The organism is Pseudomonas sp. FSL W7-0098 (assembly GCF_005930585.1).
Lineage (GTDB): Bacteria > Pseudomonadota > Gammaproteobacteria > Pseudomonadales > Pseudomonadaceae > Aquipseudomonas > Aquipseudomonas bubulae.
Map to the genome: position 1 here is coordinate 93,385 of NZ_RXHW01000001.1, position 23,613 is coordinate 116,997.

Consider the following 23,613-nt stretch of genomic DNA (forward strand, 5'->3'; position numbering starts at 1 on the left):
GAGGGCCAGCCTTCACCCGATATCCCGATATCCCGATATCCCGACTAGTCCGCTTTGACGATGATCCACAACCCCGCTGGCGGGATTATTCGTCACACACCGCCCGCGCATTCGCGCAGCGAGAGACTGACGGAGAACACACGGATGGATCAGATACGAGAGAAAAGTCCGATTGAGCTTGAGCTGCTGCAACGCGCGCGCAATTTGATACCTGCGCTTAAAAGCCGCTCAGCCCAGGCGGACAAGGACTGCAAGCTACCTGACGAAACCGTTCGCGAAATGCAGGAAGCCGGGCTGTTTCGTGCCCTGCAACCGAAAAAGTGGGGCGGCCATGAAATCGACTTGCGCACCTTTTTTGAAATCCAGATGACCCTGGCGGAAGGCTGCATGTCCACCGCCTGGGTTTATGGCGTAGTGGGTGTGCATCCGTGGCAACTGGCGCGTTACCCGGTAGAGGCGCAGCGTGATGTGTGGGGCGAGGACAGCTCGATGCTGGTGGCCTCGACCTATATGCCCGTGGCCAAGGTCACGCCGGTCAAGGGCGGCTATCAGGTCAGCGGGCGCTGGGGCTTCTCCAGTGGCAGCCAGCATGCGCAGTGGTGTCTGCTTGGCGGTATCGTGCCGCAAGATGAAACCGGCCCTACCGAACACGGCACCTTCCTGATCCCGGCCAGCGACTACCGTATCGAGCAGAACTGGGACGTGCTGGGCCTGCGCGGCAGCGGCAGCCACGATATCGTCGTTGAAGACGCTTTTGTGCCGGCCCATCGAGTACAGCGCACCAACAATTACGGCATCGAAGCCACACCGGGGCGGCTGGTCAACACCAACCCGATGTACGCCATCCCGTTTGCCCAGGTGTTTGCCCGTGCCGTCTCTACCTCGGCCCTCGGCGCCCTGCAAGGCGCGATCAACGAGTTCCGGGACAACGCGGCCAAGCACATCGGCAAGCATGGCGCCAAAACCGCCGAAGACCCGGCCGCCCAGGCTGCCGTGGCCGAAGCCATCATCACCGTCGACTCGCTCAAACTGGTGCTGATGCGCAACTACGCCAACCTGATGGCGCTGGCCGCCGCCGGGGAATACCCGGATGTGGAAACCCGCCTGCTGTATCGCTACCAGTCCTCCCATGTAACCAATGTGTGCGCCGACCGGGTCAGTGACCTGCTGCGCTGCATGGCCGCATCGGGCTTGTACAACACCAACCCGGTGGCGCGCTTATTCCGTGACCTGCATCAGGCTCGCGGGCATATCGCCAATAACGAGGCGGCTTACCGGCGCAGTTACGGCCTGGTGCAATTGGGCCTGCCCAACGCGGATCCGTTTGTGTGATCGGCTGATCTACATCCGGCAAAACACCTCTGACCTCAGCGCAAGGCATAACAATAATGACGGCTCACGATCAGTCTCAGTCCAGCTATGACGTAATTGTTGTCGGCTCCGGCGCCGGCGCCATGACCTCAGCCCTGTTTGCGGCTGATCAGGGCCTGTCGGTCCTGATTGTCGAAAAAAGCGATAAATACGGTGGCACTTCGGCGATTTCCGGTGGCGGTATCTGGATCCCCAACAACCACTACTTTGCCGCGCTCGGCGGGCAGGACAGCCCCGAGCTGTCGATGCAGTACCTCAAGGCGGCCACCGGCGAGCATGGCGACCCGGTGCGCCTGAAGGCGTATCTGGATCACGCCGCGCCGATGATCAAAAAGCTCACTGCCAACAGCCACGTGCGTTATGCGGTGGCCGACAAATACCCCGATTACTACCCGCAACTGCCCGGCGCCTTGCCGGGTGGTCGCACCCTGGACCCGGAGCTGTTCGACACCAGCCTGCTGGCCGAAGAACTGCCCAACCTGCGCAAGCCTTCACCCTCCACCCTGTTGATGGGGCGCATTGCCTGGACGGCCCGCGACGCGCACAAGGCCATGGCGCGCAGCTTTGGCTGGCAATGGCTGATCTTCAAGTTGATGGCGCGCTACAAGCTCGACTTCAAATGGCGGCGCAAAAGCAAGTACGACCGCCGCGCTGCGTTGGGCAGTTCGCTGGTGGCGTCGTTGCGTCGTTCGCTGATGGACCGCAACGTGCCGCTGTGGCTCAACACCGACTTTCAGGATGTGGTGCTCGACGGTGACCGGGTGTGCGGCATCAAGGTCGCCACCGGCGGCAAGGTGCTTGAACTCAAGGCCCGTCGCGCCGTGATTTTCGGCTCCGGCGGTTTCGAACAGAACCAGGCCCTGCGTGAGAAGTTCCTGCCGCAGCCGACCCGTGCCAGCTGGAGCGCCACGCCACCGGGCAACAATACCGGGGCAGCGCTTGAGGCCGGCATGCACATTGGCGCGGCCACTGCGCTGATGGACTGGGCCTGGTGGGCACCGACCATTGCCGTACCCGGCGAAGAAAAACCCCGCGGGGTGTTTGCCGAACGGGCGTTCCCGGGGGCTATTGTGGTCAACAGCCTGGGTCAGCGCTTCGTCAATGAAGCGGCGCCGTACCTGGAATTCGTCGACGCCATGTACCAGGACAATCGCAAGACTGATGGCCGATCAGTGCCTTCGTGGGTGATCTTCGACGGGCACTTTCGCTTCCACTACGCCATGGGCCCGTTGATGCCGGCCCAGGTGATGCCCGACAGCCGGCTGCGCAAGGAATGGCTCAACACCGTGTACTGGAAGGCCGACAGCCTTGAAGCCCTGGCCATGCAGATCGGCGTGGATGCGCAGGGGCTGGACAGCACCGTGCAGAAGGTCAACGGCTACGCCCAAACGGGTGTCGACCTGGACTTCGATCGCGGCGGCAACGTCTTCGACCGCTACTACGGCGACAGTAATATCAAACCCAACCCGTGCCTGGCGCCGTTGCGCAAGGGGCCGTACTACGCCATGCGCCTGGATGCCGGTGATATCGGTACCAAGGGCGGGTTACTGACCAACCAGCATGCCCAGGTGGTGCGTGAGGACGGCCAGCCGATCCCTGGCCTGTATGCGATCGGCAACTGCTCGGCATCGGTGATGGGCACCAGCTACCCGGGCGCCGGTGGCACCCTGGGCCCGGCCATGACCTTTGGTTATATCGCCGCCAATCATATCGCCAGCAGCGTGCCGGCTACGGCCAGCAGCAAGGTGCGGGCACTGTCATGAGCCGAGCACAGCATACGTCCAGCAACAGCAAAATTCTCGCGCCCTTGCAGGCCGAGCGCCTGAGTGCAGGGGACTGGCATGATACCTGTGACGTGCTGGTCATCGGTTGGGGGGCGGCGGGTGCCTGCGCCGCACTGGAGGCCAGCAGCAATGGCGCCAGGGTGATTGTGGCGGACCGCTTTACCGGCGGTGGCGCCAGTGCCAAAAGCGGTGGTGTGGTTTACGCCGGTGGCGGCACCCGGCATCAACAGGCCGCAGGTTTCACCGACAGCACCCAAGCGATGTTTGACTACCTCAAGCACGAAACCCAGGGCGTGGTCAGCGACGCAACCCTGCAAAAATTCTGCGATGACAGTGTCAGCAATCTTGACTGGCTTGAAAGCCACGGCGCGCGTTATGCCCATAGCGTGCCGCCGGGAGGGAAGACCTCATACCCGTCCGATGGCCATTTTTTGTATTACTCGGGCAATGAGCTGGTGCCTTCCCATGCCGGCACCCGGCCACCGGCCCCCCGCGGTCATCGTACGGTGGGCAAGGGCCAGTGTGGCGCGGTGCTGTATGGACATCTCAAAGCCGCGTGTCTGCGGGCCGGGGTGCAGCCGTTGTTGCAATCGGCGGCACGTCGGCTGGTGGTGGATGCCAGCGGGCGGGTAGTGGGTGCCGAGTTCTGCTGCCTGCCCGAGGGCAGCCGCGAAGCGCGCTTGCATGCACGCCTGGCGGCACGGGCCGAGCGCCTGCAAAACTTCGCCCCCGGTTACTGCGACCGCCTGCGCCTCAAAGTCAGCCAGTTGGAGCGTGACCATGGCCAGCCGTTGCTGATCCGGGCGCGCCGTGCGGTTATCCTCAGCACCGGGGGCTTTATCTTCAACCGCGGGCTGATTCGCGATCATGCGCCCAACTTCAGGCGCAATTTCAAGGTGGGCGCTACCGGTTGCGATGGCAGCGGTCTGCTGCTGGGGCAGTCGGTGGGGGCCCGAAGCGAGCGGTTGAGCCGGGTGTCGGCCTGGCGCTTTATCAACCCGCCGCACTGCTGGCCCAAGGGCATTGTGGTCAACAGCAATGGCCAGCGTTTTTGCAACGAAGAGGTCTACGGCGCCACCCTTGGCCAGCCGCTGTGCGATGAGCAGGGCGGGCAGGCGTGGCTGGTGCTGGATGCGCGTTTGCGCAAACAGGCAATCCGTCAGGCGCTGTTCGGTGGCTATTGGTGGTTCCAGAGCCTGCCGGCACTGGCCTTGATGCTGCTCAAGGTGCGCAAGGGTGACAACCCGGACCGGTTGGCCAGCGTTTGCGGCATGCAGGCGGGGGAGCTGAGTGGTGCCCTGCGCGCTTACAACGCCGGTGCCCGGGGCGATGGGCCGGATGCTTTCGGCAAGTCTGAAGGCAGCCGCCAGGTGTTGGATAAGGGGCCGTTTTACGCTTGCGATATCAGCGTCGGTAACCCGATCTTTCCGCTGGGGGCGCTGACCCTGGGCGGGCTTAAAGTTGATGAAAGCAACGGCGCTGTACTCGATACCGATGGCCAGCCGATTGCCGGCCTGTTCAGCGCCGGGCGCACCGCTATTGGCGTGGCGTCGCACCTGTATATCAGTGGCTTGTCCCTGGCCGACTGCGTGTTTTCGGGGCGGCGTGCCGGCCTTGCCGCCTCAGGCAGGAACGAGCCTGGCACAACAATCGCGAGCAGGCTCGCTCCCACAGACAGTGCAAGGGTGACCTTATGAGCGCACGTGTTGCAGGCAAGGTGGCGTTGATTACCGGTGGGGCCAGTGGCGTGGGCAGGGCAACGTCGCTGCTGCTCGCCCGTGAAGGTGCCCGTGTGGTGATCAGCGATATCGATGTGGCGGGTGGCCTGGCCCTGGCTGAAGAGATCGGTGCGCAAGCATTGTTTATTGAGCATGACGCGGGCAGCGAAGCAGATTGGACGCGGGTGATCGACACCATTCGCGAGCACCACGGGCGGCTGGATATCCTGTTCAACAACGCCGGGATCCTGCTCAAGGGCGATATTGAAAATACCGCCTATAGTGATTGGCAACGGGTGCAGCGCATCAACTCCGACAGTGTCTTCCTGGGTTGTCGCGCCGCCATAAGCCTGATGAAAGAAAGCGAGGGCGGCTCCATTATCAACATGTCTTCGATTGCGGCGGTGGCCGGACGCGATGATTACGTTGCCTACAGCGCCTCCAAAGGCGCCGTCGCTGCCCTGTCGCGTACCGTGGCGGTGTTGTGCCGCCGGCGCAAATACCGCATTCGCTGCAATTCCCTGCACCCTGACGGCATCCTCACACCGATGACCACCGCGGGCCTGCCCGACGGGCTCGACCCGTGGAGCCTGACCATCGATGCCGACCCCATGGGACGCATGTGCCTGCCCGAAGATGTCGCCACCAGCGTGCTGTTTTTGGCCAGTGACGAGTCCCGCGCCATCAGTGGTATCGAGCTGCGGATCGACAGCGGCCAGTTTGTGATGAGTATCTGATATGAGCCAACCGGCGTATTTCTCCCTGCGCGTAGCGCAAATTGTGACTGAAACCGCGGACTCCCGTTCCCTGGTGTTCGATGTCCCTGCGGCCTTGCGTGAGCAGTTCACCTATAAGTCAGGGCAGTTTCTGACCCTGCGCGTGCCCTTTGAAGGCGGCTGGTTGCCGCGCTGTTATTCGCTCTCCAGCACCCCGCTGGAGGACGAGCCCCTGCGCGTCACCATCAAGCAAGTACGTGACGGTCGTGCCTCCAACTGGCTGTGTGAGCAGTTGCGTGAGGGCGACCAGCTGGAAGTGCTGGCGCCGGCCGGGGTATTTGTACCGCGGCATTTTGACAATGACTTTGTGCTGTTTGGCGGTGGTAGCGGGGTCACACCGGTGCTGTCGATCCTGCGATCGGCGCTGATTGCCGGCACGGGCCGGATCCTGCTGATTTACGCCAATCGCGATGAAGCGTCGGTGATCTTTGCCGCCGAGCTTAAAGCCCTGGCCAGCGCCCACCCGCAACGATTGCAAGTGATCCACTGGCTGGACTCGGTCCAGGGCATACCGGCGGTGGCACAACTGGCGCAGATGGCACAGCCTTTTGTGCATGCCCAGGCTTATATCTGTGGCCCCGGCCCGTTTATGGATGCGGCCGTCAGCGCCTTGCACGACATCGGCATGGAGCACGGGCACATCCACGTCGAGCGTTTTGTCTCGCTGCCGGAAGAGGGCAGTGTGGCCGCTCCGGCACCGGTCAACACCGATGTGATCGGCAGCCAGCTGTCGGTGCGCCTGGACGGGGAGGAGTACGAAGTGCCCTGTGCAGAAGGCGAAACCCTGCTCAATGCCATGCATCGCGCCGGCCTGAAACCGCCCAGCTCCTGCCTGGTGGGTTCCTGCGCAACCTGCATGTGTACGGTTGAGCGCGGCAGTGTCGAAATGCTGCGCAATGATGCCCTGGACCCACAAGAACTCAATGACGGCTGGGTGCTGGCGTGCCAATCGGTGCCCAGCAGCGAACAGCTGCGCGTGTGCTTTCCCGAATAACCTGCCAGACGAGTGACCGATGACTTCCAGCCTGCAACAGAGCCTGCCGCGCTCGATCCCGCAACTGCTGTTCAACGCCTCGGTGCAGCATGCCGGGCGCACGGCCATTGAAGAACATGGCCAATGCATCGACTACAGCGAACTGCCGCGCCTGGCCCTGGGCGTCACCCGCAGTCTGATGGCTCAGGGCATTGGCAAGGGCGACCGGGTAGCGATCTGGGCACCCAACGGCCGGGACTGGATCATTGCCGCGCTGGGCATTCATTGCGCGGGGGCGGTCATGGTGCCGATCAACACCCGGATGAAAGGCCCTGAAGCGGCCGATATCTTGCTGCGCAGCGGCAGCCGTCTGCTGTTTGTGCAGCCGAGTTTTCTGGGCACCGATTACCTGGCTTTGCTCGCGCCCTATCGACCGGCCAGCCTCAAGTGCCTGGTGTTGCTGGGCGAAACCACGGCGGCCAGTTCCGCCGGCCTGGACTGGGACGGTTTTGTGGCCATTGGCGCGGCCACCAGCGAGTCTGCCGCGCTGTTGCGTGCAGCCAGCGTGAATAGCGATGACCTCAGCGACCTGCTGTTTACCTCCGGTACCACCGGCAAGCCCAAGGGCGTGATGAGCGCCCATGGTCAAACGATTCGGGCCTTTAGCGAATACGTGTCGGTGATCGGTTTACAGGCCGGTGACCGTTATCTGGTGATCAACCCGTTTTTTCATGCCTTTGGCTACAAGGCGGGGTGGCTGACCTGCCTGCTGGCGGGGGCGACCATCCTGCCGCACCCGGTGTTCGACGCCGAAGCGGTGTTCCAGCGCATTGCCGCAGAGCGCATCACCGTGTTGCCGGGGCCGCCGACCCTGTACCTGTCGATGCTGGCCCATCCCAAGCTGGCGGAAACCGACCTGTCGAGCCTGCGCATTGCCGTGACCGGCGCGGCGACGGTGCCGCCGATCCTGATCGAGCGCATGCGCAGCGAACTGGGGTTTGCGGTGGTGACCACGGCCTATGGCCTGACCGAATGCGGCGGCTTGGCCACTATTTGCGACCCTGCTGACTCGGCGACGATCATCGCCAGCACCAGTGGCCGGGCGATTCCGGGCACCGAGGTGAGCATCCGTGACCCGCAAAACCGGGCTTTACCGGCGGGCAGCACGGGGGAGATCTGCCTGCGCGGTTTTCATGTGATGCAGGGCTACTTTGAAGACCCGCAGGCCACCGCTGAAACCATCGACAGTGAAGGCTGGTTGCACACCGGGGATATAGGCCAGCAGGATGCCGCGGGCAATCTGCGCATCACCGACCGGCTTAAAGACATGTTTATCGTCGGTGGTTTCAACTGTTACCCGGCTGAGATAGAAGCCGGTCTGATGGAGCATCCGGGCATTGCCCAGGTGGCGGTAATCGGTATACCCGACGCGCGTATGGGCGAGGTAGGGTGTGCGTGCGTGGTGTTGCGTCATGGTGTGCAACTGGATGAGGCAGGATTGATCCAGTGGGCGCGTGAACATATGGCCAATTACAAGGTACCGCGTGTGGTGCGCTTCCATGACGCGCTGCCGGTGAATGCGTCGAACAAGGTGGCGAAGAATGAGTTGCGGGCGGGATTCATGTAACGGGCCACCTGTGCGCTCGCCCTCACTCTGGCCTCCAGGGCCGGGGTGAGGGGGGCTTTTCCGGACATAGAACCGGACATCGACAATGGCCATAACTGTCCCCTTTTGGCCTGCCTCCCTCTGTGATCGCGCCGGGCTCTCGGCAAGAATCAACCCCGTCACTCAATAACAACAAACCACTTCGTCCTTGCCCTTGGCCTTTTGCAGGCCGCTGCCGTGTACAGAACATAACAACGATCGATCTCACGCCGAATCCGGGGAACTGAGCCATGGACACTCTGAAACGCTTGATGAGCGCCACTGTTTGTGGGCTGACGCTGCTGGCCAGTGCCGTACAGGCCGAACAGCGCGAGCTGCGGGTGTATAACTGGGCGGACTATATCCTGCCGTCCGTGCCCAAGGACTTCGCCAGACAGACCGGCATCAAGGTCACCTGGGACTCCTTCGACACCAACGAAGCCCTGGAAGCCAAACTCCTCACCGGCAACTCGGGCTATGACCTGGTGGTGCCGTCCAACCAGTTCCTCGATACCCAGATCAAGGCCGGGGTGTTCCAGAAACTGGACAAGAGCAAGCTGCCCAACTGGCAGCACCAGGATCCGGCGCTGCTCAAACTGCTGGACACCAATGACCCTGGCAATCAGTACGCCGTGCCCTACATGTACGGCACGGTGCTGATCGGTTTCAACCCGGCCAAGGTCAAGGCCGCGCTGGGTGAGGATGCGCCGGTGGACAGCTGGGACCTGGTGTTCAAACCCGAAAACATGGCCAAACTCAAATCCTGCGGCGTGGCGATGCTCGATTCACCTTCGGAAATCCTGCCCTTGGCCCTGCACTATCTAGGGCTGGACCCCAACAGCCAGAACCCCGCCGACTATGAAAAAGCCAAGGCGCTGATGCTCAAGGTCCGCCCCTATGTGACCTACTTCAACTCGGCCAAGTACATGACGGATATCGCCAATGGTGACATCTGCGTGGCCATTGGTTATTCCGGCAGCTTCTACCAGTTTGGCAACCGCGCCAAAGAGTCGGGCAACGGCGTGGTGGTGGACTGGCGCTTGCCCAAGGAGGGCGCGCCGATCTGGTTTGACACCTTCGCCATCCCTAAAAGTGCAAAAAATGTCGAAGAGGCCCACGAATTTCTCAACCACCTGCTGGAGCCCAAGGTCATTGCCGGGATCAGTGATTTTCTGGGTTACCCCAATGCCAACAAGGACTCGCTGGCACTGATCAACAAGGACATCACCGGTAACCCCAACCTGACCCCGACCAGCGAGGCGCTCAAGTCGCTGTATGTGGTGCAACCGTTGCCGCAAAAAATGGAGCGCGTGCGCACCCGGGTGTGGACCAGCATCAAGTCGGACAAGTAACCCCTCGGAGGTAGTGCATGGGGGTTATCGTCAAGTGCCGGCCAGGTTCTTACACTGGCTGCACTTAATCGAACGACGAGAAAGCACCATGCGTATCCGTGAGCTTGGCATCACCATCGGTTCGGGCACCCCGGGGGCGTACAACGCCATCACCGACGTACCGGGTGTGCGAGTGGGTCATCACACCCTCAACGTTGAAAACGGCGATGTTTCCATCCATTCCGGTGTCACCGTGATTGAGCCGCGTGCGGGAGCCACCCACCTGCAACCCTGCTTCGCCGGCGTGCATGTGCTCAATGGCAACGGCGACGCCACGGGGCTGGAGTGGATTCGCGAAGCCGGTTTGCTGACTTCGCCGATTGCCTATACCAATACCCACAGTGTTGGCGTGGTGCGCGATGCGCTGGTGGCAGCCGAGCGTGAGCTGGGCAAGCAGCACACCTACTGGTGCATGCCGGTGGTGCTGGAAACCTACGACGGCACGCTGAACGATATCTGGGGCCAGCATGTCACGGCCGAGCATGTGCAACTTGCCCTGCAGGATGCCAGGACAGGCCCTGTGCAGGAGGGCAATGTGGGCGGTGGCACAGGGATGATCTGTCACGAGTTCAAGGGTGGCATTGGCACTTCCTCGCGAGTATTGAGCCCGGAGCAGGGGGGCTGGACCGTCGGTGCGCTGGTGCAAGCCAACTATGGTGTGCGCGAAGCCTTGCGGGTGGGGGGTTACCCGGTGGGTACCGTGCTGGATGACGTACCGTCCCCGTTTAAGAGCGAGAAAAATGTGGGCGTGCCGGGCATGGGTTCGATCGTGATAACCATCGCTACCGATGCGCCGCTGTTGCCACACCAGTGTACCCGTCTGGCGCAGCGTGCCAGTGTCGGGCTGGCGCGAGTGGGCGGCGGCACTGAAGACTCCAGCGGCGATATTTTTATTGCCTTTGCGGTGGGCAACAGCAATTTGCCGGCGGCCAACTTCGGCCATCCGGGGGAGCCGACCACGGCATTGCAGATGGTCAACAACGATTACATCTCGGCGCTGTTTGTGGCGGCTGCGGATGCGGTAGAGGAGGCGATACTCAATGCCATGCTCGGTGCGGATGACCTGAGCGGATGTGGCAATACCGTTCTGGCGCTCAAGCCCGAACGGTTGCTGGCAGCGTTGCAGCAGGTGGGCTGGAAAGCCTCCTGAGGGCTGCCTCAACCTTGCGTAGCAGCTGCCGTAGGAACGAGGCTGCGTTCCTCGGCAGCTGCTACGGGGATTTGCCCTTACAGTTTCGGCAACTGCCCCACCCGGGCCATCATCTCGGTGACGATCTGCAGGTCCAGCATGAACTGCTCCACGGTCTTGAATTCGTTATCGGTATGCCCGGTGTATTTCACATCCGGCATGGCCAAGCCGAATTGCACGCCATTAGGCAGTTCATGCACCGAGGTTGCACCCGCCGAAGTACCGTACGTGTGCTCCATGCCCAGGTTTTCGCTGGCTACCGCCAACAGCGCCTTGACCCACTCACCCTCGGGGTTACGGTACATCGGCTCGGCAATCGAGTACTCGAAACTCACCGGTACCTGCTGACTCTTGCTCCAGACTGTCAGCTTCTCGGCAATCTGCGCTTTCAGCGCCTCCGGCGACTTGCCCTTGGGCACGCGCAGGTTGACCGCCAGCTTGAGCGCTTTGTCGTCCAGCCCCACAAAGGTCAGTGAGGTGGTCAGCGGCCCCATAAAGTCATCGGCAAAACCGACCCCCAGCTTGCCGCCCTTGTAGTCCAGGCCCCAGTTGTCGGCAGCATAGTGCGCTGCGTCGGTAATATGGTTGTGCTTGAGGGCGATAGGGCCGTCGACGCTACTGATAAAGTCGAGCATCCGTGCCACCGGGTTGACCCCCGACTCGGGCTCTGAGGAGTGGGCAGAAACCCCGGTTACGGTCAGCACGACATCCTTGCCAACCACCTTGGCATTGACCTCGAAATCACCGCCATTGCGTTTGGCATATTCTGCACCGGCCTTGTTCAGGCTGGCCGCCAGCTCGGCGGGTTTGTCGGTCACCAGGGTTGCTACCGACGTCGACGGGATCTGGTTGGTCGCCATGCCGCCGGTCAGCGAGACGATTTCGGCGCCCTGGCCTTCGCCCTTGCGCCGGGCAAAGGTGGCCATAACGGTGCCGTAGCCTTTTTCGGCAATCACCACCGGGTAGCCGCCATCCAGCGCCAGGTTGTAGTTGGGCACCGGGTTGTGTTCGAAGTAATAAGGAATGGCATCACCGCTGGTTTCTTCGGTGGTGTCGATCAGCAACTTGAAGTTCCTGGCCAGTGGCAGTTGTTCTTCCTTGATGACTTTCATGGCGTACATCGCCACCACGATGCCGTTTTTGTCATCCTCCGTACCGCGCCCGTACATACGGTCACCGATCAGTGTGACCTTGAACGGGTCGAGTTGGGTGCCGTCCTTGAGTACCCAGTTTTCCGGGGTTACCGGCACTACGTCGGCGTGGGCATGAATACCGACCACTTCATCGCCACTGCCTTCGAGGGAGACTTCATAGACACGGTTGTCGATATTGCGAAAGTTCAGGTTAAAGGCCTTGGCCAGATCCTTGATCTTGTCGGCGATCTTGAGAAATTGCGGGTTCTCGTACTGGGGCACGTCGTCCAGGTTGACGGTGGGGATGGCCACCAGTTCACGCAGGGTGTCGGTAGCCGCCTTGCCGTATTTGAGCCGGGTATACAGGCCCAGCAGGCGATAGATCTCGTTCTGTTGCTCGGGGGCCAGTGCCTTGTTGTCGAGAAAGGCGCTGATGGTCGGGCCGAGATTATCTTTTTGCGCCAGCTCACTCTTGGCCAACGCCCCCAGAAACTGACGGAAGTCAGTGACATGGGTGTCGCTGAACGTCTTGAGGATGACAGCACTCTGTTGCGGGGTGATGGTGGCGTGGGCTGCAGTGCTGAACGCAGCGAGGCTGGCCATCATCAGGGTTGCAGCGGCCAGTTGTTTAAGTGAAAAGTCCATTTTGCAGGGCGTTCCTGTACAGGTCGTTGGATGAAAACATGAAGTAAGTGAAACAAAACATTTCCAAACTTACACTGCGAGGCGCTGCCACGTTAAGCGCTTTTTATTCTTGCGCCTGCAAAAACAGCGAGAACAGTTCGGACTGTGACTTGATTCCCAACTTGCCGTACATGTGCTTGCGATGGACCTTGACGGTCTCCGCAGAAATTGCCAGTTTTCGGGCGATTTCCTTGTTCGAACAACCACTTAGCAGCAACAGGGCGACTTCCATTTCGCGTGCGGTCAACGGCGAGGTCAACTGCTCGGCAGCCGCTTCAAGGCGGCTTTGCCAGTTGGGCGTGAGCTCCGGTGCCTCCTTGGGGTCGCGCTCAAAAACCAGGCGCTGGCGCATCAAGGCGGCCACCCACGGCTGCACCAACCCCAGCAATGCACTCTGTTCCAGGCTGAAACGGCACTGGCTGCCCAGTGACAGGCTCAGGGTGCGTTGATTGTCGAGTTGCACATTGATATGCACCTCGTCGGTAACGATATTCAGGCGGAAATAACGCTGGTAGTAGTCGGTCTGTTCAAAGCATTCGGGGGCCACGTCCTGCAGGCGGAACAAGCCGCTTTGCGGTGCTTCACGGTTGGCGATATAAAACGGGTCCAGCAGGTAAAGCCCCTTGAGGTAGTCCTGGAACAGCGAATCCATGCCACCGTCTGCACCGGGGGACTCGGCCAGAACCTGTGGCTTGCCGGCGCTGTAGATCAGCACCACCCAGTTGTCCACGGGTACATAGCGGCCCAGCAAACGTACCAGCGCAGTCCAGAAATTGGGCCGGTCCAGGGTTTCGATCACGCGGCCCATCGCGTCATGCCAGGCCACATCCTGCAAGGTCAGATTCATCTCACTACCCACCGGGTGTTACCCCATCGAAGTCATTTATTGGCGCGGTGCTGCGCACCATACTCGGCTCATCCCACCCTGCAAGGATCCGAGATGAACATTGAACTGGTGCAACTGGCAGGCCGTGACGGCGACACCGCTTATAACCTGTCGCGTACATTGAGCGCCATCGCCAGCTGCGCTGACGATACTGCGCTGCTGGTATTCCCGGAGACCCACCTGACCGGCTTTGTCGGCGGCCAGCAACTGGCGCAGGTGGCGGAGCCATTGACCGGCCCGACCCTGGGTGCGGTATTGCAGGCCGTACGTGAACGTGGAGTCAGTGTGGTGGTGGGGCTGGCGGAAAATCATCACGGCACCTTCTATAACACCTCGGTACTGGTCACGCCCGAGGGGATCGCCTTGCAGTACCGCAAGACCCATTTGTGGCCAAGTGAACGCGGCGACTTTACCCCCGGCGACCGTTTTACCACCGTGCTCTGGCAGGGCGTGCGGGTTGGCCTGCTGATCTGTTATGACATTGAACTGCCGGAAACCGGCCGAGCACTGGCGCAACTGGGGGCTGAACTGATCATTGTCACCAACGGCAATATGGACCCCTACGGCCCGGTGCATCGTACCTCGATCATGGCCCGTGCCCAGGAGAACCAGGCGTTTGCGGTGATGGTCAATCGCGTCGGTAGCGGGGATGACGGGCTGGTGTTCGCGGGTGGCAGCATGGCGGTCGATCCGTTCGGGCGGGTGTTGCTCGAGGCCGGGCGCGATGAGATTCGCCATGTTGTAGCGCTGGATCTGGATCAGCCCAAGGCTGCCCGGCGAGACTACGACTACCTCAAGGATCGTCGCTTGCTGCTGTCGGGTGAACAGATTGAGCACTCGGACGGGCGTCGCGAACTGTTGATCGGAGCCAGCCAATGAAGACTAAAAACACGACGGGACTTGCCCTGGCTGCGCTATTGGGTTGCAGCCTGGTTCACGCCGCCGAACCTCAGGTGAATATCTACAACTGGTACGACTTTATCGCTCCGGACACGATGAAAAACTTCCAGGCCGAAACCGGCACAGCCTCGATGTACGACGTGTTCGACAACAGCGATGTGATGCAAAGCAAGCTGATGGCCGGTCGCAGCGGGTATGACGTGGTTGTGGCCACCGGTGACCTGCTACCCAACCTGATCAAGGCCGGGGTGCTCAAGGAACTCGATCGGGGGCAGTTGCCCAACCTCGCACACCTGGACCCGGCCATCCTTGCCAAGATGCAGAGCAATGACCCCGGCAATCGTTATGCCGTGCCGTATTTGTGGGGCACTACCGGGGTGGGTTATGACGTCGACAAGGTCAGGGCGATACTTGGGCCGGATGCGCCGGTGGATTCCTGGGACCTGATCTTCAAGCCCGAGAACCTGAGCAAATTGAGCCAGTGCGGTGTAGCCATGCTCGATGCCCCCGGTGAAATCATTCCAATTGCGTTGCACTACCTCGGCTTGCCATACAACAGCAGCGACCCCCGGGACTATGCCAAGGCCGAAGCGTTGCTGCTGACGTTACGTCCTTATATCCGCTATTTTGACTCGTCGAAATTCATTACCGACCTGGCCAATGGCAACGTCTGCGTGGTGCTGGGTTGGGCAGGCGGGGTGCAAGACGCCAAAACCGCCTCGCAGGTGGCCGGCAATGGGCGCAACATCCGCTACAGCATCCCCCGTGAAGGGGCGCCGATCTGGGTTGAGAGCATGGTGTTGCTCAACGACGCGCCCAACCCGCAGCAGGGGCTGGCCTTTATCGACTACATGCTGCGCCCGCAGGTGATAGCCCGGACTTCGGCCTACCTCAAATATCCCAATGCGAACCAGGACGCCAGGCCACTGATGGACCCGTCGTTGCGCGATAACCCGGATATCTACCCTGACGAGAAAGTCATGGCCACTTTGTTCCCGCTGGAGCCGTTGCCGCTCAAGCTTGAACGGGTGCGCACGCGGGTGTGGAGCAAGGTTAAAAGCGGAACGTGAAGCCAACCTTTGTCGATACTCTGTTACAGGTCAAGCCCTATTGTGGGAGCGAGCCTGCTCGCTCCCACAGTTGCAGTTTCCTGTAGCCGCTGTCGAAGGAACGAGGCAACTGCTACGGTTTGTGGGTGTTAGCCGTTTCAGGCCTGCAACTGCGGCTCACGAACGCTTCTGGCCCTGGGCATCGCCGGCAACACCGCCTCCTGCAAGGTTCGCGCAGCCGGGTGAGTAAAGCGCATCTGCGCCGTGACCGGCAGGTCTTCCACCAGCTTGCCGTCTGCCAGTACTACCACCCGTTGGCAAAAACGCTGCACCAGGCTCAGGTCATGGGTGATCAGCAAAAAACCGGTGCCCGACTCGCGCCGTACCTGTGCGAGCAAATCCAGAATCTGCACTTGCAGCACCCGGTCAAGGTTGGACAGGGCTTCGTCGAGGATAATCAGCTGCGGGCCGATCGCCATGGCCCGGGCAATACCGGCGCGCTGCAGTTGCCCGCCGCTCAGTTGTGCCGGGAGCTTGTCGATGTCACGGGCCTCAAGCTGGACTTGCTGGAGCAATTGCTCAACCCGGGCCCTGCACGCCGAGGCGTCCATGTCTGAAAGATGGCGCAAAGGCTCGGCAATGCTCCAGCCAATGCTGCGCTGGGGGTTGAAAGCGCTGAGGGCATCCTGAAAGACCATCTGCACACGCTGTAAAAACGGAGGCTGACCCTTGAACACAATGCTGCCCTGGTCGGCGCTTTCCAGCCCCATCAGCAGGCGCGCCAGGGTGCTTTTACCGCTGCCGCTACCTCCCAGCAGGCCAAGGCTTTGACCTTCGTGCAGGTCCAGATTCAAGCCGCTCAGCACCTGTACCCGATGCCGTTTGCTGAACAGCCCGCCAGCGCTGTAACCGTGCTCAAGGTCGCGTACCTGAATAAAACTCATGGCGCGCAGCTCTCCATTGTCAATGAGTGGTGTGCTGCCAGCAGCGTGCGTGCTTCCTGGCTTTGCGGTGAATTGAACAGCCGGTGAACATCGGCCTGTTCGACAATACGGCCGTGGGCCATGACGCTGACCTGATCGGCGCAGCGCGCCACCACGCCCATGTCATGGGTGATCAGCAGCACGCCAAGGTTGCGCTGCGCTACCAGCCGTTCCAGCAGGTCGAGAAAACGTGCCTGCGCCACAACATCCAGATCGCTGGTAGGTTCGTCAGCCAGCAAAAAACGGCTGTCGGCGAGCAGGGCCAGGGCGATCATCATCCGTTGCAGCATGCCGCCGCTCAGTTGAAAGGCAAATGAATCGAGCACCCGTTGAGCATCGTGCAGGCCCACTTCCTGCAAGGTGCTCTGAATCAGCTGCTCGGCCTCGGCACCGTGCAGGTCGCGGGTCTGGAGGGTTTCAAGGGCATGCTGGCGCAGTGAGCGTACCGGGTTGAAGGCGCTGCGCGGGTTCTGCAGCACCAATGCCACTTCGCGCCCACGTAATTGCGCAGCATCCACCACCTGGCCATCCAGCAACAGGGTGGCGCCGCTGCTGTGTACGCCAGGAGGCAACAAGTCGAGGATGCCCAGGCTGGTTAGCGATTTTCCTGAACCGCTGGCACCGACCAGCGCATGCACCTGGCCGGCCCTGAGGGTCAGTTCGGCCCGGTCGACCAGGGTGCGTTGCCGGTGTTTGAGGGTCAGGTCGCGAATCACCAATGTGTGTTTCATTCCTTGATCTCCGCCAGTACGCTGGGGTCAAGGCGGTCGCGCAAGGCGTCGCCCAGCAGGTTGAAGGCCATCACCGAGATAAAGATCATCAGGCCCGGCCACAGCAGCAACTGCGGCTGGGTCCAGATAAACTCCTTGGCATCGTTGATCATCACGCCCCACTCGGGGGTTGGCGGGCTGACGCCCAGACCCAGAAAGGACAAGCCCGAGACGTGCAGCATCATGTGGCCAATGTCCATCGACGCCAGCACCAGCAGTTGCCCCACGACGTTGGGCATTACATGCTGGCGCAGCCTGGTCAGGCGCGAGGCACCGGCCAGTCGTGAAGCCAGCACATAATCCCGGTTACGCTGGGCCAGCACCATGCCGCGAACCATCCGCGCATACCAGGCCCAGTGGGACAGCGCGATGGCGATGATCACGTTGGTCAGGCCGGTACCCAGCAAGGCGATCAGGAAAAACGCCAGCACCAGGGTCGGGAAGGTCAGGAACATGTCGCACAGGCGCATCAGGAACATGTCGAGCTTGCCGCCGACTATCCCGGCGATACCGCCAATCACCACGCCCAGCACCAGTACCAGACCCAGCACCAGCACCACGCTGCCCAGGGACAGTTGCGTACCGACGATCAGGCGCGAGAGCACGTCGCGCCCCAGGTGGTCGGTGCCCAGCCAATGGCTGGTACTGGCGGGCAGCAAGCGCTCGTCCAGATTCACCAGGGTGGCGTCGTAGGGTGCCAGCCAGGGGCCGAACAGCGCCATCAGCAACAGCAGGGCAACCAGCCCGTAGCCGATGCGCGCGGCGTATTTTTTGCCGGTATAGACCGCCGCTATTGCGCTCATGCCATCACCCCCGAGAAACGTGTGCGCGGGTCTAGCCAGGCGTAGCAGATGTCCACCACCAGATTGCACAGCACCAGCAGTGTGGTCAGCAGCAGGGTGAAGCATTGCATCACCGGGAAGTCACGGTTGAGCACGGCGCTGACCGCGAAGCGGCCAACGCCGGGCCAGGCGAAGATGGTTTCGATCACCAGGGCACCTCCGAGCAACTCGCCAATGTGCATGCCGGTGGCGGTCACCAGCGGCATCCAGGCATTGCGCAGGATATGGTCGCGCCATACACGCTTTTCGTTCAGGCCACGGGCCCGGGCATAAAACACGTGTCGATGCTCACGCACATCCAGCAGGCTGGCGCGCAGCAGGCGGGCGTTGATCGACATCGACATCAGGGCAATCGCCAGCACCGGCATCAGCAGATGCTGCGGACCACCACGGCCCATCGGCGGCAGCCAGCCCAGCCACAGCGAGAACAATGCAATCAGCAAAAAAGCCAACCAGAAATTGGGCATGGAAACACCGATAAAGGTGATGAAACGCACCACCTGGTCGGGCCAGCGACCTTTCCAGCGGGCCGCCGCCAGACCCAGCGGAATGCTCATTACCAGCGTGGCAAGCAGCGCCAGACCACCCAGCTGAAGGGTGGCGGGCAGGTAATAGAGGATGTCATCGAGCACCGGGCGCCCGGTGATATAGGAGGTGCCGAAGTCCAGGTGCACGGCGTTCCACAGCCAGGTGAGGTACTGTTCGGGCAGTGGCCGGTCCAGGCCCAGTGCGTGGCGTGCCTCGGCCAGCGCAGCGTCGGTTGGAGGGATCTGCGACAGGCGCAGGTAGTCCAGGGCCGGGTCGCCATTGCCCAGGTGCAGTAAAACAAAGACGATCAGTGACACCCCCAGCAGCACCGGGATCAGCAGCACAAGCCGCAGGATAATATAGCGCAGCATGGTTTATGGCTTCCCTGTGGTGGGGTGCATCACTTCGAACGGCACATCAAACAGCGTGCTGCCGAATTGAACATTGTCGACGTTTTTTCCGCTGACACTGATGGCCGTCAGGTGTGAGATCGGCAGGTACACGGCCTGATCGTGCAGGGTGGTGAGGATCTCGCGGTAATCGTCAGCGCGCTTGCCCTCGTCGGTTTTGCCCAGTACTTCGGCGATTTTCCGGTCGATGGCCGCCTTCATCGGCAGGCCGAGCTGGGCCATGTAGTCGGCGTGTCCGGCGTAGCGCATGGAGCTGACAAACGAGTGCGGGTCATAGGGAGCGCCCCAGGTATCGGCGAAGATCATGCCGAACTTGCCCTCGCGCTGGCGCTGCACCAGGGCACCGTCTTCTTCGGCGCGCAACTTGACGTCGATGCCGACCTTGGCCAGTTCGCCCTGAATGATTTCGGCGAGGTTTTTTTGCAGGGCACTGGGGCCCAGAAACACCAGTTCGATACTTAGCGGCTGGCCGTTTTTTTCACGAATGCGTTTGCCTTCAGGGACTTTCCAGCCTGCCGCTTCCAGGTTTTTTTTGGCCTGCTCGGGGTCGTAGGGCAGTGCCTTGAGGCCCAGGTCGGCATACGGCATGTTGCTGGCGAACAGCGCATCGGCCCGCGGCTCCTGGCCATGCAGCACCTTGGCAATGATAGTGTCCTTGTCCACGGCCTGATTGATCGCCTGGCGCACGGCCAGTTCATTGGTCGGAGCCAGGCCGGTATTCATTGCCACGGTACGGGTGGCCAGCGGTGCGGAAATGGCCGTCTTGAAGCCCGAATCGCGCAGGCGCACAAAGGTACCGGGGGAGATTTCGCCGTCGGCACCCTGAATCAGGTCGATTTCACCGGTTTGCAGGGCAATGGCGCGGCTGTCCGGGTCGGAGATGACTTTCACCAGTACCGAACCATAGCCCGGTTTGGGCCCCCAGTAGTGCGGGTTGCGCTCGAAGCGGTCGAACTCGCCACGGCGGGTTTGCGTCAGTACCCAGGGCCCGGTGCCCACCGGCACGCCGGGCTTTGCCTCGGGGGCGGCAAAGCGCAACGGGCGAACCTGCGCCAGTTCCATCAGGGTCGGGTAGTAGGGGTGTTTAAGCACCAGCACCAGGGTGTGCTCGTCCGGTGCTTCGACACGCTCCAGGGTGGAGACCAGCTCCATCCACTGATGACGCTTGCTGTTGGCGAGCACCGCGTCGAGGTTGGCCTTGGCTGCGGCTGCGTTGAACGAACTGCCGTCACTGAAGGTCACACCGTCGCGCAGGGTGAAGGTGTAGGTCTTGCCATCTGCTGACACTGTCCATGACGTGGCCAGCCAGGGTTCCAGAGTGCCTTGGGCGGTGTAGCGCACCAGCGGTTCATAGACCATGGCCTGGGCATACATCTGGTTCGGCGAATAGCCGCGAGGGTCCAGCGGCCCGGCATTGGTTGGCCACGAGTAGGTCAGTGTGGGGGCCGCATCGCCCGCCCATGCAGTCGGCAAGCCTGCGCTCAGGCAGGCTCCAATCATCCATAAGGTCAGCTGTTTTTTAGTCCATGACTGCTTCACACTGCGTCTCCCTCAGTTGATGGCCAGTGGCCTGATCAGATGCTGGGTATGAAGTCTATGTCAAAAGTTCATAACTGCGAGGCCGATTAGATGCAGAGGGTCACTATTTCGCTGGACGATGCTTTATTGGCCGAAATTGATGAGCGCGTTGGCACCCACGGCTACCAGGGGCGCTCCGAGGCCATCCGCGATCTGTTGCGCGCCGGCCTGCTGGAACCGGAGCAGGGCGACCCGCAAAGTGCCTGCGTGGCAACCTTGAGTTACGTCTATGACCACGCCACCCGGGAGCTGTCCAAGCGTCTGAACACGGCCTTTCACGAGCACCATGACCTGACCCTGTCGACGCTGCATGTGCATCTGGACCAGGGCAAGTGCATGGAAGTCTCGGTGCTCAAGGGCACGGTCGGCGAGGTGGCGCAACTGACGCGCCAGGTGATGGCCGAGCGCGGAGTGCGCCATGGCAGCGCGCAGATTATTCCATTGGGAGATCTCGAGTAGCGCTGGGTCAGTGCTTGAGTGTCCAGCGGGCGCAAAGAGTGCGCCTTAGAAATCCCAGCGGGTATTGACCATTACATTGCGCGGGTCACCGTAATACGCCGTGTTGTAGAAGCCGATATTGGTGTAGTACTGCTTGTCGAACAGGTTGTTGACGTTGAGTGTGGTGGACAGGTGCTCGCTGACCTGGTACTTGGCCATTGCATCGACCAGCCAGTAAGCGTCCTGGCTGAAGTCCTGGTACTGGTCCTTGGCGCGGTTGTAGATGTTCTGCCAGCTGCGGTTCTGCCAGCGCGCGCCGCCACCGATGGTCAAGCGGTCCAGCGGCCCCTTGAATTTATAGGTGGTGTAGAGGCTCAACTGGTCCTCGGGCTCCCAGGTCGAGATTTTTTCGTCGTCGCTGCCGCGAATGACCTTGTGAGTAAAACCGGCCTGGGCCTGCCAGCCCGGTGCCAGTTCGCCGGACATCTCGGCTTCGAAGCCCTTGGCCTTGGCCTTGGTGCCGACTGATGCATAGAGGATCGACGGGTTGGTCGGATCGGCGTTGTACTCGGCGTCCGGTTCGGCGCGGTTGCTTTCATGTACCTCGAAATAGGCCAGGCTGGTGTTCAACCTGCCGCCATAAAACTCGCCCTTGATTCCCACTTCGTAGTTTTTGCCTTCATCGGGCTCAAGCACTTTGTTGTTGCGATCGCGGTTGTAGGTTTGCGGCATGAAAATGTCGGTATAGCTGGCATACGCGGTGAAGTTGTCGTTCAGGTCGTAGGTAACACCCACGTAAGGCACGAGGCGGCCGGTCTCGGTGGTGTGGTAATCCCCGGTCAGCCAGTAGTTGGCCAGCCGTGTGCCCAACAGCAGGTTAAGGTCGTCGGTCAGGTTGAAGCGTGCGCTGATGTAGCCTGCGGTCTGGCGTGTGGTGGTGTCGTTGTATTGGGTCGGTGCGCCCCAGTCCGGCTCGGTGGTCTTGCCGTCGAAGTTCCAGAAATCAATGACGTTGGCGCTGAGGAAGGTCGGGTTGCCGTAGTCCTTGCCTTGCCAGTGGGCGCTGGAGGCCGATGCGCCGATCACCAGTTCATGCTCGCGGCCAGCCAGGCTGAAGGGGCCGCTGAAGTAGGCATCGGCGGCGTCGGTGCGGGTGTTCCCGGTGAATTTGTTGGCATAGATCGACGACAGGCCGGTGGCCGGGAAGGGGCCGCTCATGACCGAACCCAGCGGCGCATCGTAGCTGTTGACCTGATGGGTCAACTGGCCCTTGCCGACCCAGCCGTTGGCGAAGCTGTGCTCCAGGGTCGCGAACACGCTCTGGGTGGTCTGCTCCCAACGGCTCCAGTTGGCGCCGTTGTTGTACGAGCGCTTGACGTCGATACGCTCGCCGTTGCGGTCGAACAGCGGGCGGCTGCCCGACCAGCCCGAGGCGTGGGGGTCGTTGTTCTGGTAATCAAAGCCCAGGGTCAGGAGGGTGTCATCGCTGAGGTCGGCTTCGAGGGTGCCGAAATAGACCCCGGTCTTGCGCTCATAGCGGTCCATGAACGAGTGCTTGTCCTGGTAGGCCGCCACGGCACGGCCGCGAATGTTGCCGCTGTCGGTCAGCGGGCCGCTGACGTCAACCTGGGTGCGGTAGTTATCCCAACTGCCGGCACCGACATCGATGCTGGCCTTGAATTCGCGGGTCGGTTTTTTGCGGATCAGGTTGATCGTCGCCCCCGGGGCTCCGGCACCGGTCAAGAGGCCCGTGGCGCCCTTGAGGATTTCCACGCGGTCGTAGATGGCCATGTCACTCAGGGTCTGGCCCGAGGAGTACGCCGAGTTGCGCAGGGTGGGAATGCCGTCGTACTGGAAGTTCTCCACCGAGAAACCGCGGGCATAGTAGTTGGTGCGCTCGCTGTCGAAGGTCGAGACGGTGATGCCAGGGGTATGGCGCATCACCTCGTCGATGGAGTTGAGGCCGAAATCATCCATATGCTGGCGGGTAATCACGGTGATCGACTGCGGCGTTTGCCGTGGCGTCAGTACCATGCGTGTGGCCGTGGCGATGGTGCCGGGGGTATACGAGCCGCTGCCTTCGGTGATGGTCCCAAGCTGGTTGGAGGTGACCTGGGTGGCCTGCAATTGCAGTTCACCGTTGCCTTGCGCTGGTCTGGCAACAACCCGGTAACCGTCGCCGTCAGTGACCGCCTGCAGGCCCAGCGGGGCGAGCAGCCGTTGCAGGCCTTCGTCGACGGCAAAGTTGCCGCTCAAGCCACTGCTGCGCATACCGGTTGTCAGGCTCGAATCCACCGCGATCATCACCCCGGACTGTTGGCCAAAACTGCCCAGCACCGCGTCCAGGCTGCCCGGCGCAATGCTGTAGGCATGCTGGCTGCCTGAGGCTGCGAATGCGCCTTGGCTGGCCGTGGCAATGGATAAACCGAATACAAAGGTGCGCAAGGCACCGGCGAGGGGGGTAAGTCGGCTGTGCATAAAGACTGTCCATGTGTGAAAAGGGTCGGCGTTGCGCTGTTAATCAGCGTCTTCCCTGAACTTGATGCACCAGATAAGAAAAACTGC

19 protein-coding genes are annotated in these 23,613 nt (G+C 61.4%); 11 read left to right on the top strand and 8 right to left on the bottom strand.

Features of this window, described 5'->3' with window-relative positions; translation table 11 throughout:
• Window positions 1-144 precede the first annotated feature (144 nt).
• The 8 genes from FHL07_RS00470 to FHL07_RS00505 all read left to right on the top strand — a co-directional run bounded on the left by FHL07_RS00470 (window position 145) and on the right by FHL07_RS00505 (window position 10,808).
• Window positions 145-1,332: an acyl-CoA dehydrogenase family protein gene (locus tag FHL07_RS00470; protein WP_138737929.1), complete on the top strand. Its 1,188-nt coding sequence runs from the start codon at window positions 145-147 to the stop codon at window positions 1,330-1,332.
• A gap of 56 nt (window positions 1,333-1,388) precedes the next feature.
• A complete protein-coding gene (locus tag FHL07_RS00475) occupies window positions 1,389-3,134 on the top strand; it encodes an FAD-binding protein (RefSeq protein ID WP_138737930.1) in 1,746 nt (581 codons plus the stop codon).
• Window positions 3,131-4,852, top strand: a complete 1,722-nt coding sequence (locus FHL07_RS00480) for an FAD-binding protein (RefSeq protein WP_138737931.1) — start codon at window positions 3,131-3,133, stop codon at window positions 4,850-4,852. The genes FHL07_RS00475 and FHL07_RS00480 overlap by 4 nt, the downstream gene beginning before the upstream one ends.
• Entirely contained in the window at window positions 4,849-5,610 is a 762-nt protein-coding gene (locus FHL07_RS00485; protein WP_138737932.1) for an SDR family oxidoreductase, read from the top strand. Before FHL07_RS00480 ends, FHL07_RS00485 begins: the two co-directional genes overlap by 4 nt.
• A 1-nt stretch (window position 5,611) precedes the next feature.
• Window positions 5,612-6,643 carry a ferredoxin--NADP reductase gene (locus tag FHL07_RS00490; RefSeq protein WP_095018485.1) on the top strand — a complete coding sequence of 344 codons (1,032 nt, stop codon included), beginning with the start codon at window positions 5,612-5,614 and terminating at the stop codon, window positions 6,641-6,643.
• Window positions 6,644-6,662: 19 nt separating this feature from the next.
• Window positions 6,663-8,249, top strand: coding sequence for a FadD3 family acyl-CoA ligase (locus FHL07_RS00495; protein ID WP_095019854.1), 1,587 nt, complete (start codon window positions 6,663-6,665; stop codon window positions 8,247-8,249).
• Between the two features lie 269 nt (window positions 8,250-8,518).
• Window positions 8,519-9,619 carry a polyamine ABC transporter substrate-binding protein gene (locus FHL07_RS00500; RefSeq protein ID WP_095000079.1) on the top strand — a complete coding sequence of 367 codons (1,101 nt, stop codon included), beginning with the start codon at window positions 8,519-8,521 and terminating at the stop codon, window positions 9,617-9,619.
• A gap of 88 nt (window positions 9,620-9,707) precedes the next feature.
• Entirely contained in the window at window positions 9,708-10,808 is a 1,101-nt protein-coding gene (locus FHL07_RS00505; protein WP_095024615.1) for a DmpA family aminopeptidase, read from the top strand.
• Between the two features lie 77 nt (window positions 10,809-10,885).
• Here the strand turns inward: FHL07_RS00505 and FHL07_RS00510 are convergent, their stop codons facing one another.
• Together FHL07_RS00510 and FHL07_RS00515 are read right to left on the bottom strand one after the other, a co-directional pair.
• On the bottom strand, window positions 10,886-12,625 hold the full coding sequence (locus FHL07_RS00510; RefSeq protein WP_138737933.1) for a dipeptidase: 1,740 nt from the start codon (window positions 12,623-12,625) through the stop codon (window positions 10,886-10,888).
• 103 nt (window positions 12,626-12,728) lie between these two features.
• Window positions 12,729-13,511 carry a helix-turn-helix transcriptional regulator gene (locus tag FHL07_RS00515; RefSeq protein ID WP_095000082.1) on the bottom strand — a complete coding sequence of 261 codons (783 nt, stop codon included), beginning with the start codon at window positions 13,509-13,511 and terminating at the stop codon, window positions 12,729-12,731.
• A 93-nt stretch (window positions 13,512-13,604) separates the two neighbouring features.
• Between FHL07_RS00515 and FHL07_RS00520 the strand changes: the two genes are divergently transcribed.
• Window positions 13,605-14,429 carry a carbon-nitrogen hydrolase family protein gene (locus FHL07_RS00520; RefSeq protein WP_138737934.1) on the top strand — a complete coding sequence of 275 codons (825 nt, stop codon included), beginning with the start codon at window positions 13,605-13,607 and terminating at the stop codon, window positions 14,427-14,429.
• On the top strand, window positions 14,426-15,520 hold the full coding sequence (locus tag FHL07_RS00525; RefSeq protein ID WP_095038886.1) for a polyamine ABC transporter substrate-binding protein: 1,095 nt from the start codon (window positions 14,426-14,428) through the stop codon (window positions 15,518-15,520). Before FHL07_RS00520 ends, FHL07_RS00525 begins: the two co-directional genes overlap by 4 nt.
• A gap of 137 nt (window positions 15,521-15,657) precedes the next feature.
• Here FHL07_RS00525 and FHL07_RS00530 read toward each other — a convergent pair whose 3' ends face one another.
• Genes FHL07_RS00530 through nikA form a run of 5 tightly spaced genes read right to left on the bottom strand, consistent with a single transcriptional unit; the run spans window position 15,658 to window position 20,571 of the window.
• A complete protein-coding gene (locus FHL07_RS00530) occupies window positions 15,658-16,443 on the bottom strand; it encodes an ATP-binding cassette domain-containing protein (RefSeq protein WP_095000085.1) in 786 nt (261 codons plus the stop codon).
• Entirely contained in the window at window positions 16,440-17,213 is a 774-nt protein-coding gene (locus FHL07_RS00535) for an ATP-binding cassette domain-containing protein (RefSeq protein ID WP_095000086.1), read from the bottom strand. The genes FHL07_RS00530 and FHL07_RS00535 overlap by 4 nt, the downstream gene beginning before the upstream one ends.
• Window positions 17,210-18,055: a nickel ABC transporter permease subunit NikC gene (gene nikC / locus FHL07_RS00540; RefSeq protein ID WP_095000087.1), complete on the bottom strand. Its 846-nt coding sequence runs from the start codon at window positions 18,053-18,055 to the stop codon at window positions 17,210-17,212. The genes FHL07_RS00535 and nikC overlap by 4 nt, the downstream gene beginning before the upstream one ends.
• Window positions 18,052-18,993, bottom strand: a complete 942-nt coding sequence (gene nikB, locus FHL07_RS00545) for a nickel ABC transporter permease subunit NikB (protein ID WP_095000088.1) — start codon at window positions 18,991-18,993, stop codon at window positions 18,052-18,054. Before nikB ends, nikC begins: the two co-directional genes overlap by 4 nt.
• A 3-nt stretch (window positions 18,994-18,996) precedes the next feature.
• Window positions 18,997-20,571, bottom strand: coding sequence for a nickel ABC transporter substrate-binding protein (nikA, locus tag FHL07_RS00550; protein WP_138737935.1), 1,575 nt, complete (start codon window positions 20,569-20,571; stop codon window positions 18,997-18,999).
• 90 nt (window positions 20,572-20,661) lie between these two features.
• Between nikA and nikR the strand changes: the two genes are divergently transcribed.
• Complete coding sequence (nikR, locus tag FHL07_RS00555) at window positions 20,662-21,069, top strand: nickel-responsive transcriptional regulator NikR (RefSeq protein ID WP_095000090.1); 408 nt, start codon at window positions 20,662-20,664, stop codon at window positions 21,067-21,069.
• Window positions 21,070-21,114: 45 nt separating this feature from the next.
• On the opposite strand, the gene FHL07_RS00560 is transcribed toward nikR, so the two are convergent.
• Window positions 21,115-23,526, bottom strand: coding sequence for a TonB-dependent siderophore receptor (locus tag FHL07_RS00560; protein WP_138737936.1), 2,412 nt, complete (start codon window positions 23,524-23,526; stop codon window positions 21,115-21,117).
• Between the last annotated feature and the right edge of the window lie 87 nt (window positions 23,527-23,613).

Bases quoted from the DNA above. Each gene is read 5' to 3' on its own strand.
- FHL07_RS00470 (WP_138737929.1), top strand. From the start codon at position 145: ATGGATCAGATACGAGAGAAAAGTCCGATTGAGCTTGAGCTGCTGCAA.
- FHL07_RS00475 (WP_138737930.1), top strand. From the start codon at position 1,389: ATGACGGCTCACGATCAGTCTCAGTCCAGCTATGACGTAATTGTTGTC.
- FHL07_RS00480 (WP_138737931.1), top strand. From the start codon at position 3,131: ATGAGCCGAGCACAGCATACGTCCAGCAACAGCAAAATTCTCGCGCCC.
- FHL07_RS00485 (WP_138737932.1), top strand. From the start codon at position 4,849: ATGAGCGCACGTGTTGCAGGCAAGGTGGCGTTGATTACCGGTGGGGCC.
- FHL07_RS00490 (WP_095018485.1), top strand. From the start codon at position 5,612: ATGAGCCAACCGGCGTATTTCTCCCTGCGCGTAGCGCAAATTGTGACT.
- FHL07_RS00495 (WP_095019854.1), top strand. From the start codon at position 6,663: ATGACTTCCAGCCTGCAACAGAGCCTGCCGCGCTCGATCCCGCAACTG.
- FHL07_RS00500 (WP_095000079.1), top strand. From the start codon at position 8,519: ATGGACACTCTGAAACGCTTGATGAGCGCCACTGTTTGTGGGCTGACG.
- FHL07_RS00505 (WP_095024615.1), top strand. From the start codon at position 9,708: ATGCGTATCCGTGAGCTTGGCATCACCATCGGTTCGGGCACCCCGGGG.
- FHL07_RS00510 (WP_138737933.1), bottom strand. From the start codon at position 12,625: ATGGACTTTTCACTTAAACAACTGGCCGCTGCAACCCTGATGATGGCC.
- FHL07_RS00515 (WP_095000082.1), bottom strand. From the start codon at position 13,511: ATGAATCTGACCTTGCAGGATGTGGCCTGGCATGACGCGATGGGCCGC.
- FHL07_RS00520 (WP_138737934.1), top strand. From the start codon at position 13,605: ATGAACATTGAACTGGTGCAACTGGCAGGCCGTGACGGCGACACCGCT.
- FHL07_RS00525 (WP_095038886.1), top strand. From the start codon at position 14,426: ATGAAGACTAAAAACACGACGGGACTTGCCCTGGCTGCGCTATTGGGT.
- FHL07_RS00530 (WP_095000085.1), bottom strand. From the start codon at position 16,443: ATGAGTTTTATTCAGGTACGCGACCTTGAGCACGGTTACAGCGCTGGC.
- FHL07_RS00535 (WP_095000086.1), bottom strand. From the start codon at position 17,213: ATGAAACACACATTGGTGATTCGCGACCTGACCCTCAAACACCGGCAA.
- nikC (WP_095000087.1), bottom strand. From the start codon at position 18,055: ATGAGCGCAATAGCGGCGGTCTATACCGGCAAAAAATACGCCGCGCGC.
- nikB (WP_095000088.1), bottom strand. From the start codon at position 18,993: ATGCTGCGCTATATTATCCTGCGGCTTGTGCTGCTGATCCCGGTGCTG.
- nikR (WP_095000090.1), top strand. From the start codon at position 20,662: ATGCAGAGGGTCACTATTTCGCTGGACGATGCTTTATTGGCCGAAATT.
- FHL07_RS00560 (WP_138737936.1), bottom strand. From the start codon at position 23,526: ATGCACAGCCGACTTACCCCCCTCGCCGGTGCCTTGCGCACCTTTGTA.